Here is a 10,635-nt window from a genome sequence, read left to right on the forward strand (position 1 = left end):
CGTTTATATCATGTATTTTTTACGTCCCATTCGCAGATAGATCAGACTAAAAAATCTGAATTCTCTCTAATGTGGAACAAAAGAAAGCGCATTAATAGAATACATGTTATACTTTATGGGTACAAACAATTTTGTTTGTATTATGAATCAAAGTTTTAAAACAGGAGGACGTGGAAAAATGAGTAACGGAATTTTCAAAATCCCAACACTAACGAATGAGCCAGGCAATTCCTATGCTCCAGGTACAAAGGAACGGGAAACATTAAAAGCAGAATTAAAACGCCAATCTAATATCGTGGTTGATATCCCTGTGATAATTAATGGAGAAGATATAAAGACAGATACAGTGAAACAAGTGGTTATGCCGCATGATCACCAACATGTTTTAGCAAACTATTCACAAGCTGGAGAAAAAGAATTGCGCGATGCAGTGGAAGCGGCAATGGCTGCCAAAGAAGCATGGGCAAATATGCCATGGGAACATCGTGCATCTATTTTCTTAAAGGCTGCTGATTTAATCTCTGGTCCATACCGTGATTTAATCAATGCTTCTACGATGTTAGGACAATCCAAAACTGCTTTCCAATCTGAAATTGACGCTGCACAAGAATTAGTAGATTTCTTACGCTATGATGTTGATTGTGCAAATCAAATTTATCAAATTCAGCCAAGTAGTATGAAGAATATATGGAATCGTACAGATTATCGCCCATTAGATGGTTTTGTATTGGCAATTTCTCCATTTAATTTCACATCAATTGGAGGAAACTTACCAGTAGCACCTGCCATTATGGGAAATGTAGTTGTTTGGAAACCCGCAACCACTTCTTTACTATCAAACTACTATTTTATGCGTGTATTAGAAGAGGCAGGATTACCAAAAGGAGTTATCAACTTTGTGCCTTCTCGTGGTTCACAAGTATCAGAAGTGGTATTAACAGACCCACGTATGTCAGGTTTCCATTTTACAGGGTCAACAAGTACGTTCCAAACTATTTGGAAAACAGTTGGAGAAAACATAGCAAATTATCAATCATATCCTCGTTTAATTGGGGAAACAGGCGGAAAAGACTTTGTATTTGTTCACGAATCAGCACAAGTTGATAAAGTGGTAGCGAACCTTGTTCGTGGTGCTTTTGAATACCAAGGCCAAAAATGTTCAGCTGCATCCCGTGCTTATATTCCAGCTAGTCTTTGGGAAGAAGTGAAATCTGGTTTAGTAGAAGAAACTGCGAAAATTAAAGTAGGGGATATACAAGACTTTAGAAATTTCATGGGAGCTGTCATCGATAAAGCAGCCTTTGATTCTATTACAGGCTATATCGACTACGCTGCCGCTTCTGAAGAAGCAGAAATTATTGCAGGTGGTACGTATGATGACTCTGTTGGATATTTCATACAGCCTACCATTATTGTGACAACCAATCCAAACTTCAAAACTATGGTTGAAGAAATTTTTGGACCAGTATTAACGATTTATGTATATGAAAATGATAAATTAGAAGAAACATTGAATGCTGTAGATACAGCTTCTATCTATGCATTAACAGGTGCAATATTTGCTCAGAATCGTGAAGCGATTATTTACTTAGAACGCCGATTATCTGGTGCAGCTGGAAACTTCTATATCAATGATAAACCAACTGGTGCGATGATTGATCAACAACCGTTTGGCGGTTCTCGCGGTTCTGGTACCAACGATAAAGCAGGTTCTGTATTTAACATGATTCGTTGGACAAGTCCTCGTGTTATTAAAGAAAACTTTGCGCCAACTGCAGAAGTTTCATATCCATTCATGGATGAAGAATGAGATCATAAAGATATAAAAGAAGAGAGATTGAAATGTTTTCGTTTCAATCTCTTTTTACTAAGATTAGGATATTGTTTCATTACTTACACTACTTTTTGAAAATAATTGAGGAATAATGGAATGAAAAAAATAATGATTGTCCTTTTGTCTGTAGGTATTATACTTGGTGTTTTCGTTTTCGCTATTATTCATGCACAGAAGGATAAGGTTTTATATGTAGCTTTAAATGGCAATGATCATAACGAGGGTTCTAAATCAAAGCCCTTTCGTACAATAGAAAAAGCAACCGCGGAAGCAACAGCAGGTACAACGGTCTTCTTAAGAAGAGGTACTTACAAGGAAAAGCTTGTTGTGAAACATAGCGGCACAAAGTCAAAACCAGTTATCTTTAAAGCTTATAAAGAGGAAAAGGTTGCCCTCAGTGGAAAGAATCTAAAAGATGTAGAGGGGAATACCGCCTTGGTGACGATACATAATAAAAACTATGTAACGATTCACGGATTAATGATACAGGATTTGACTACTAATTTAACCAATGAAACAGTAATGGGAATTTATGTGACAGGCAATAGCAAACATATTGTTTTAGAAAATAACCATGTCCAACATATTGAAACTCATGCCGATGAAGGGAATGGGCACGGAATCGCTGTATACGGTACCGGCTCAATGAAAGATATAAAGATTGTGAATAATACGGTGCAAGATTTAAAACTTGGTTCAAGTGAATCGCTTGTGCTTAATGGAAATATTGACGGTTTCAAAGTTGTAAATAACAAAGTTCGCCGAAGTGATAATATCGGGATTGACTTGATTGGATATGAAGGCGTCTCTAAAGATAAAAATGTGGATTATGTTCGTAATGGTGTGGTGAAAAATAACAACGTTTATGAAATTTCCTCTTACGGTAATCCAGCCTACGGAAAGGATTATAGTGCTGGCGGTATTTACGTAGATGGTGGAAAAAATATAGCCATTGAAGAGAATACGATTTATAAATGCGATATTGGAATAGAAGCAACCTCAGAACATGCCGGAAAGTATGCTGATAATATTCATATAAATAACAACACCATTTATAATAATTTTTATACTGGAATATCGATTGGAGGTTATGATAAGGAGCGCGGAGGGACCAAAAATTCTATTATATCTCAAAATATTTTATATCGGAATGACACGAAGAAGCTAGAAGGGGGACAGATTTTATTACAACATGATACTAAAAATAATGTAATTGAAAGAAATATCATGACTGCTGGACCATCTAGGTTGTTTATCGTGAATTATTTTAAAACCAATCAAAATAATATATTACAAAGAAATATATTTCATAAAGAAAGTAGAAAAGCTGGCATCTGGGTTTGGAAAGACGAAGAGTATACGTCTTTTTCTAAGTTCAAAAATGCTTCAAATAGTGATGAAAAATCCAGTTATTTAGATCCGAAATACGAAAATGCAACTCATTATGATTTTAGTTTGAAAAAGAATTCACCTGCGAAAAAAATGATAGAAAAGTAAATATCAGACCAACTTTCCGGTCTGATTATTTTCATCTTATATGTCGTTCACTTTTCTTTTATAAGAAGCTCCTTCAGTTTTAATTACACCTCAACAAGCTCCCGTATGTCTACTAGATTTTATAACGATAGAGAATGGTAGGTTAGATGTTACTGCATAGCTTATTAATGTGGATGTTAAAGCACACATAATTATTTGGAAAATGACTAAGGAGTCATTCCTGTTTTTACCAATAATAACTTAACTGATATAAATAGTCCTTAAAGACTGTGGATTTAGGTGAGATTGGAGAGAAGTTATCCGAAAAAGGATATATTAATTGGAGACCTGATTCTCTTCCCCAAAAAGAGTTTTCGTTCTTCATAATCTGTGGTTCTGGTATGATGTTTCATAAAGAGAATCTAAACATGCGAATAACTAACTTCATATGATGATGGGTCATAATTCTACTATAGTGGGTGATGAAAAAGGAATAAACAAATGAATAGAAAGAGAGGTTGAATGATTTGGCTTCTTTTGCTGCTTCTGTTAAAACCTCGCTAATAGTGCCTGCATAAAAAACAGGTATACTAACCTTTATCCCATGAATATATATAGGTAAAAAAATATATATGGAGGTGTTCTTTGTGGCTTTAGTGTCAATCTATACGGTTGGAAGGTTAAAACAAGCCTATGATCACCCAGCCTCTCGTGAATTTTTTGAAGTAGGAAATGACATATATCTTCAGGCATCTAGTTCAGGTCAACTTATAGATATATTCTCTTCAAATAGAGTTACATTTCCAAAAGAACTAGTAGAGGAAGAAGGTTTTCCTATTATTACACTAACCGTATGGAAAAGTCTCCAATCATTATATGAGTTTACTTATACAGGTAAACATAGGAAAGCTTTGCAGGATAGGAAAAAGTGGATGTTGCCATATAAGGAAAAGCACCTTCCATATGTATTGTGGTGGTCAGAAAGGGTAAGTGATGTCTCATGGAATGAGGCATTCAAGAGATACAACTATTATATTCAGCAGGGATCAACTCCATATGCTTTTGATTTTAAACATGCGTTTGATGATAAAGGGGAAATCTGTATGGTTAAGTAGAAGTGTATTCTATTGATAATGATTAAATATTCATTTAAGTAGAAAGAAGTCTTTGCTCTTTTAAGGGTTGAAAGTCTTTTTTTGCGTTGTGTTAAATATTGAATTTTATGGAAGGAGGATTAAGAACAAATAGAGCGAAAAAATAACAGTAGAAGAATAATTTTATAAAAACAAGGTGAGAGATGAGTCAATTAATAACGTTAAATAAAGGATAATGAGGGAGATCAAATAGAATTGTAAAAAGTGATTAATAACAGACATTAGATAGGCAAGATATACGGAATTAAGTGAGGGAGTAAGAAATGAAAATTTTAAAAGACAAGGAATTACAAATTCGTTCAGTTCAACATCATGAAGATGTTCATTGCGCAATCCCTTGGTATCAAGATAAAGAGGTTTTATATTTTTCTGAGGGTGATGGTACCGAACCGTATGACATACATACTATTAGTAGAATGTATAGTCATCTAAGCCAAGTGGGGGAATTGTATATGATTGAGATATGTCATAACGAAGAATGGCTTCCCATTGGAGATGTTACCTTATCAAGAGAAATGGTACCTATTGTCATAGGTGAGCAAGACTTTAGAGGAAAGGGATATGGTAAACGAGTTATAGCTCTGTTAATTCAAAGAGCAAAAGAACTGAATTGGAAAAAGTTAAAAGTTAATAAGATTTATACTTATAACGAAGCTTCCAGAAAAATGTTTGAAGGTTTAGGTTTTATTAAAGTTAAGAATGAATTGGACGAGAAAGGAAGAGAGTACGAAAGCTTTGAACTAGAATTATAAATAGGTTGCTTTCAAGCTATGAAAAGAAATATAGTTTATTTACTCCCAACACAGTTTTAAAGAATTCAGATGCCCTAATTGTGTAGACAATAAGATTTCGGAAACTGGCACCGCCTAGTTTCGAAGGTGCCAATTACTTTATAGTTTTCAGTCAAAAATAAACCGATGATAAATACCTTTTGCTAGTAGTGCCATAGAAAGAACATTGAAATCCATAGGCATTTCATTTGGATATCTTTCTACAAAATGAGCACAAGCTGCACCTGATGTATCTCTTATCTGACCACATAAGAAAAATTATGGCCATTATAACATCTTCACTTCAAATCTATGCAAATAGTTATTAGTAAGCAGGAACTTTTACTAATAAAATAGAAAAGATTATGGTATAGAAATATCAGGAAAAGTCAATAATCATGGGTGATACAAGTGTAATCTTTCTTGTACTTCCTCCAAAACTTTTTCTGGGATTTTCCTTACCTTGATATCTCTACCTAAAAAAAGCAGCCAATTTGTCATTTCGTTCAATTCCTCGAGATTGTCAACATTAATAAAAGTCTCTAGAATGGCTGTCGTTTGATAAGGATTCGTATAGGAAATTGAGACATTTAATGGATGGTACTTTTTGAATTGGGCAATCGCTTTTGGTCCAAGTTCAAGGATTAGGTTAATAACTTTTTCCTGCTGATTTATTTTTTCTAATATCTTATTCTTACTTAATCTTTTTTTCAGTGGGCAGGGATGAACATTGATGATCTGATCAACAGGAAAAATTTCCTTTTTTTCTTCCTTTAGATCGAAACCTTCAATCATCCAAAGGCTTTTTTCTTGGTATAGATGCAATATATAAATGGGATAAGAGTTTATTACTTTATCCTTTTCGATTGTAAGCAATACATATCTATCCATAAGAAGGATTTGGATGAGTTTTTCTAACATGGGATGGGGGAGGTCTGATAAATCAAGTAAGTCGGGATTATTTGGGTTGGTCCCTGCAAAAAGCAAAATTTGATTTAAAATGACAAGGTCTTCTTGCTGGTTTTCTGAGATGAGGCCAAGTAATTTTTCCGCTAAAGAATGACGACTTTTAAGATAAGGAAGTTGTTGATTTCTTGTGGCCATAAAGGCAATAAAAAGAGCTTTAACCTCATTGTCAGTAAAACGAACATCTGGAAGGACAGAATTATGCATGACAAAATATCCACCATCCCTTCCAACCTCAGCGACAAGTGGCATCCCCATTGCCTCGATTTCTCTGATATCTCTAATAGCGGTAGAACGGGAGATGTTAAATTCTCGCATAATTTCAGAAATGGTAAAATGCGAGCGGTTGTTGATATATCGCATGATAATATTAATACGTTCAACTTTTTTCATTGGCACTCCTAAACAGTATCACTTTTTGACATGATTTAACGTTATTATATAACCATCAAATGAATAAGAAAAGTCATTTGATTAATACAAAAAAAGGAAGGTTTTGAAAATGACAAATTATACTCTAGAAGAAAAAGATAGCTTTACTGTATTAGGTATTGGAACAGAGCTAAAGAGCGATTACACAGACTATGCTGGCATAACTAAAGAAAAGGCAGACTTTTGGGAATCCGTCAAACAAGATGGGAGGCTTGAAACGTTAAAAGCTGTTGCCACAAATGATTATATTTTTGCCGTGAACGAAGCAGTGAATAATAAGATGATGCATTATGCAGGCGTCATGACAGATGCCTCCGTACCAGAAGCCTCCAGAGTTATCCAATTTCCTAAAGGAGAATACCTAGTTGTAAAAGGAGAAGCGAAAACAGCGGAAGAGTTGAGTAATAAACTAACTGGCATTGCCTTTGGCCAAGTCTTGGGAGAAGTAAAGGATGTTGCCTATGTGGGCGGGCCAAATGCAACGGTTGAGATGGGGCAGAAAAACGGCTTAGTGTTTGGCGAAATATGGATTCCAGTTGTGAGAAAATAAATAAAAGGAGAGATAAAATTGTCTTATATCGTTGATTTTAAAAATGTGTCTACGGTAGGGTTAGAGTCTTCACCTGTAGCAGAAGCGCTTGCTGGTTTACGTGCTAATGAAGCCCGTTACTATATGAACAAATACAAGCATGAATTTACAGTTGTACCGGCTAGCCAAAGCAGGGAGACCCTTGATTATGTGAACCGAATTTTGAAGGAAGAACGTGATATTGAATTTGCTGCCAAGCCTTTAGAAACATCCAGTTTCCAAGTGGAAAATATCAAAATGGCATACGTCTTTTATGAGGATGGTCTTAGTGTTAACGTTATGTACACAATTGATGACCCGAAGAAACGGGCCGTAGGTTTTAAACTTTCTGAGGGGATGGAGGTACCAAAAGAGTTAGAGGGTAAGTTTAAGTTTGCTAGGCAGAAGTCTAAACTGGCTGGAACTATTCGGGGATCATTTTTTGTAATTAAAGGAGAATATTAAAAGGTCCATTGAAGAAAACAATTGATTTAAATTTCTTTTCCTTTATTGACATTAGTGAAAGCTATTTTCTCTCTAGGCAAAAAATAGCTTTCACTAGCTTGAAAAAGGGTGTTCTTTTAAGAAAAAAATGAATGAAATCATCTTTTCTTACACCTTTGCGGGCAAGCTGATTTTTCTATTCCCTTCCATAATAAAATAGCCGTTATAGGGGATTAAATAGTGAATTATCTAACAGCTGCAACAGGGATTTGTTTTCTTTTGCCAATGCTATAAAGCGCTATTGCAATTAAAATCATGGCTAATCCAACAATATCAAATACGAGGTCGTAAAAATCCTGATATAGACCAGGTTTTACATGATGAATCCGCAAAATATGATGATCAATGATTCCTTCAATAAAATTAAATAATCCACCTCCGAAGAGTAAACCGCTAATGAATACTAAACTACTTTGATCATTCGGACTGGTCTTCCATAAAACAAGGGCTCCCCAAAAGATCACAATTGTCACAAGTAAATGGAAAAGCCCATCACTGACAATTTGATTAAAACGGTTTGTATACATATACATGCTATGCCACTGGAGGATTTGGTGAAAGATGATTCCATCTAGCATACCAATCAGTCCAATACCTAATAAGAAAGCACCAAATAAGGTTCCGTTCTTTCTCATATCTTTAATAATATTCATGTTAACCTCCTTAAAAATTAGTTTCTGATGATAAAAATATTATTTGCATAATATGGAATTTCAATCATCCAGTCTGTTCTTTTAAAGGTTATTATCCTTTTACGGAAAGGAATCATTTGAAGGAGTTTTGAAAATTAGAAATATTTTAGTGTTATATAAAGAATCAACCAATCCTTGCGTTGAATTTTTTTCATTGTCAGGTTGGAAATAAAAATAGACGAATGGTGTAAAATTGGCATATGGGTATGTAACAAGAATTAAAGATTGGTATTTCGACTTGCAGTTCTTGAAGCTGGCATACAGATAATACATAATAACATTGGCTTAGGTTATGAGTCGTTAGCCATTTTTGGTAAAGTAGAAACGAAAGAATTAGAATGTTTCATGGAGAATTCGGAAATATTAACAGAACAGAAAAAATTAGTAGTGGCTATTAGAATAATGTATTTACACTTTATTTTGAAAGAAAAATATACTGTTGTTATTTGCTCCGATTAATTGTGCTATTTCTATTTACTGAGCTGTTAGTCCAGTTTCCAAACTAAGAAAGGTTCAAAAACATTACTTTAAACCGTAGTGATTAAAGAAGGATTGTCGCTTTTTTTATTGAAGTTATTATTATGCTAGTATGCAATTTAGTAAAGGAGTATTTCAAGCAAGGTGAATTTGTTTGTTGCTGAAGTGTTAGGTGACAATTGCATTTAACCAGAACGAGTATATAATCATAGAATAAAGCTCCATAAGAAGAGATTTTTTATATTTACTTATTCTATTATTGGAAGATTCATGGGAGAGAGGGAATTTATTATGGATAGTATAATTTTTGATTTAGACGGGACTATTTGGGATCCAATAGACACTGTTCTTTTTGCATGGAATCGTTGTATTAAAAATTACAGTGAAATAAAAAGAGAATTAACACGCACTGATTTAGAGGACACCATGGGATTACAATTGCAAGACCTTAGCAAACAACTGTTTCCTTATCTAGACGAGGAATTACGCATGAAGGTGGTTACGGAGTGTTGTGATTTAGAAATGGGATATTTGCAGAAACAAGGAGGAAAACTTTATCCTAATGTCGAGTATGTATTAAGCGTTTTATCGAAGAAATATAAGCTTTTTATCGTAAGCAACTGTCAAGATGGATACATAGAATCTTTTTATGAATATCATAACCTGGAAAAATATTTTTTTGATTACGAAAATCCGGGAAGAACCGGACTTACAAAAGGGGAAAATATTAAATTAATTATAAACAGAAATAATTTAATTTCTCCCATTTATGTAGGGGATACAGAAGGAGATTTAAATGCAGCTAGATATGCTGGAATTCCATTTGTATATGCTAAATATGGATTCGGACAAGTAGGGGAATATGATAAGGTTATCACAAAGTTTGATGATCTTTTAAATATTTAAAATTGTATAGATAGAACTGCTCGTTCACAATCGAAGGATATTTTTGAAAAACGGTTTCCTCTTAATTTTAACAAGTTTCTTTTTCAAAGCACACAGAGTTGTAATAAAATAATACGACCTGAATTTATTGAAATTTCCAATCCCTTAATAAGGAATTGAATATTTTATTATTTTTAAATGGATCAAAGGGACTTAGAAGGTTACTGGATGTATATCTCCACAAGACTTTGATATTCTGGTCCCTTTAATCTTTTGAGAGAAGAATTGATTTTTATTAAAAAAATAAATATGGACCCAAAATAGAAAAAACCGAATCATAAAAATCCCTTAATGCTACTTCAAAGTCCATATCTAACAGAAAATAAACCCTAGTGTATAAATGGAAACCAGCGAATATTAGAAGTATATCGAAAACAAGATGAACAAATTGAAGTTTTTATATTTAAGGATTTGGAATTTGTACCTTTCTTCTGTAACTTTCTAAGTAAAGCAACCTACTTCCACATAATATTACTTTTGAAAGTTACTATGTAATACAGAGCAAAAAAATGCATTTGTATATGAAGTCTAACGATTTAGGCATAATTCTTTTAATTCGAGGCATTTCTTTTATAAGAGATGCTTTTTTATTCTAGTAATTAAAGGACAGGTCTTAATGATTGTAAGGAAATGTTTGTAGAATTATAAGATAGTATAAATTTTAAATATTTTTTCATTAATATGTTTTTTGTATCTGGCTACCCGGGAATCCCGCCCAGCTTGTCCTTTAGAGCGGTTCAAAAGGACGATGTACTAAGGAACATTGCCCTCCCTGTCTTTTAGAACGGTTCAAAAGGACAATGTACCAGGGAAATTC

At 33.9% G+C, this 10,635-nt stretch carries 10 protein-coding genes; 8 read left to right on the forward strand and 2 right to left on the reverse strand.

What is annotated here, in order from left to right; all coding sequences use genetic code 11:
* Window positions 1-178 precede the first annotated feature (178 nt).
* The 4 genes from pruA to CWO92_RS22655 all read left to right on the forward strand — a co-directional run bounded on the left by pruA (window position 179) and on the right by CWO92_RS22655 (window position 5,216).
* Window positions 179-1,810 (forward strand): L-glutamate gamma-semialdehyde dehydrogenase, encoded by a 1,632-nt coding sequence (gene pruA, locus CWO92_RS22640; RefSeq protein WP_101356477.1) that lies wholly within the window; start codon window positions 179-181, stop codon window positions 1,808-1,810.
* Between the two features lie 120 nt (window positions 1,811-1,930).
* Window positions 1,931-3,331: a right-handed parallel beta-helix repeat-containing protein gene (locus tag CWO92_RS22645; RefSeq protein WP_101356478.1), complete on the forward strand. Its 1,401-nt coding sequence runs from the start codon at window positions 1,931-1,933 to the stop codon at window positions 3,329-3,331.
* Between the two features lie 626 nt (window positions 3,332-3,957).
* On the forward strand, window positions 3,958-4,425 hold the full coding sequence (locus CWO92_RS22650; protein ID WP_101356479.1) for a DUF3291 domain-containing protein: 468 nt from the start codon (window positions 3,958-3,960) through the stop codon (window positions 4,423-4,425).
* A gap of 302 nt (window positions 4,426-4,727) precedes the next feature.
* A complete protein-coding gene (locus tag CWO92_RS22655; RefSeq protein ID WP_101356480.1) occupies window positions 4,728-5,216 on the forward strand; it encodes a GNAT family N-acetyltransferase in 489 nt (162 codons plus the stop codon).
* Between the two features lie 414 nt (window positions 5,217-5,630).
* On the opposite strand, the gene CWO92_RS22660 is transcribed toward CWO92_RS22655, so the two are convergent.
* Window positions 5,631-6,593, reverse strand: a complete 963-nt coding sequence (locus tag CWO92_RS22660; RefSeq protein WP_101356481.1) for a helix-turn-helix transcriptional regulator — start codon at window positions 6,591-6,593, stop codon at window positions 5,631-5,633.
* Between the two features lie 109 nt (window positions 6,594-6,702).
* On the opposite strand from CWO92_RS22660, the gene CWO92_RS22665 reads away from it, so the two are divergent.
* Window positions 6,703-7,182 carry a GyrI-like domain-containing protein gene (locus CWO92_RS22665; RefSeq protein ID WP_101356482.1) on the forward strand — a complete coding sequence of 160 codons (480 nt, stop codon included), beginning with the start codon at window positions 6,703-6,705 and terminating at the stop codon, window positions 7,180-7,182.
* Window positions 7,183-7,200: 18 nt separating this feature from the next.
* Window positions 7,201-7,665, forward strand: a complete 465-nt coding sequence (locus tag CWO92_RS22670; protein WP_101356483.1) for a DUF8821 family protein — start codon at window positions 7,201-7,203, stop codon at window positions 7,663-7,665.
* 224 nt (window positions 7,666-7,889) lie between these two features.
* On the opposite strand, the gene CWO92_RS22675 is transcribed toward CWO92_RS22670, so the two are convergent.
* Window positions 7,890-8,357, reverse strand: a complete 468-nt coding sequence (locus CWO92_RS22675) for a DUF2243 domain-containing protein (RefSeq protein ID WP_101356484.1) — start codon at window positions 8,355-8,357, stop codon at window positions 7,890-7,892.
* 264 nt (window positions 8,358-8,621) lie between these two features.
* On the opposite strand from CWO92_RS22675, the gene CWO92_RS22680 reads away from it, so the two are divergent.
* Together CWO92_RS22680 and CWO92_RS22685 are read left to right on the forward strand one after the other, a co-directional pair.
* On the forward strand, window positions 8,622-8,855 hold the full coding sequence (locus CWO92_RS22680) for an HTH domain-containing protein (protein WP_101356485.1): 234 nt from the start codon (window positions 8,622-8,624) through the stop codon (window positions 8,853-8,855).
* A 309-nt stretch (window positions 8,856-9,164) separates the two neighbouring features.
* Window positions 9,165-9,779: an HAD family hydrolase gene (locus tag CWO92_RS22685; protein WP_101356487.1), complete on the forward strand. Its 615-nt coding sequence runs from the start codon at window positions 9,165-9,167 to the stop codon at window positions 9,777-9,779.
* The last annotated feature ends 856 nt before the right edge of the window (window positions 9,780-10,635 follow it).

Source organism: Heyndrickxia camelliae, from assembly GCF_002844575.1.
GTDB classification, from domain to species: Bacteria; Bacillota; Bacilli; order Bacillales; family Bacillaceae_C; genus Margalitia; species Margalitia camelliae.

Bases quoted from the DNA above. Each gene is read 5' to 3' on its own strand.
- pruA (WP_101356477.1), top strand. From the start codon at position 179: ATGAGTAACGGAATTTTCAAAATCCCAACACTAACGAATGAGCCAGGC.
- CWO92_RS22645 (WP_101356478.1), top strand. From the start codon at position 1,931: ATGAAAAAAATAATGATTGTCCTTTTGTCTGTAGGTATTATACTTGGT.
- CWO92_RS22655 (WP_101356480.1), top strand. From the start codon at position 4,728: ATGAAAATTTTAAAAGACAAGGAATTACAAATTCGTTCAGTTCAACAT.
- CWO92_RS22660 (WP_101356481.1), bottom strand. From the start codon at position 6,593: ATGAAAAAAGTTGAACGTATTAATATTATCATGCGATATATCAACAAC.
- CWO92_RS22665 (WP_101356482.1), top strand. From the start codon at position 6,703: ATGACAAATTATACTCTAGAAGAAAAAGATAGCTTTACTGTATTAGGT.
- CWO92_RS22675 (WP_101356484.1), bottom strand. From the start codon at position 8,357: ATGAATATTATTAAAGATATGAGAAAGAACGGAACCTTATTTGGTGCT.
- CWO92_RS22685 (WP_101356487.1), top strand. From the start codon at position 9,165: ATGGATAGTATAATTTTTGATTTAGACGGGACTATTTGGGATCCAATA.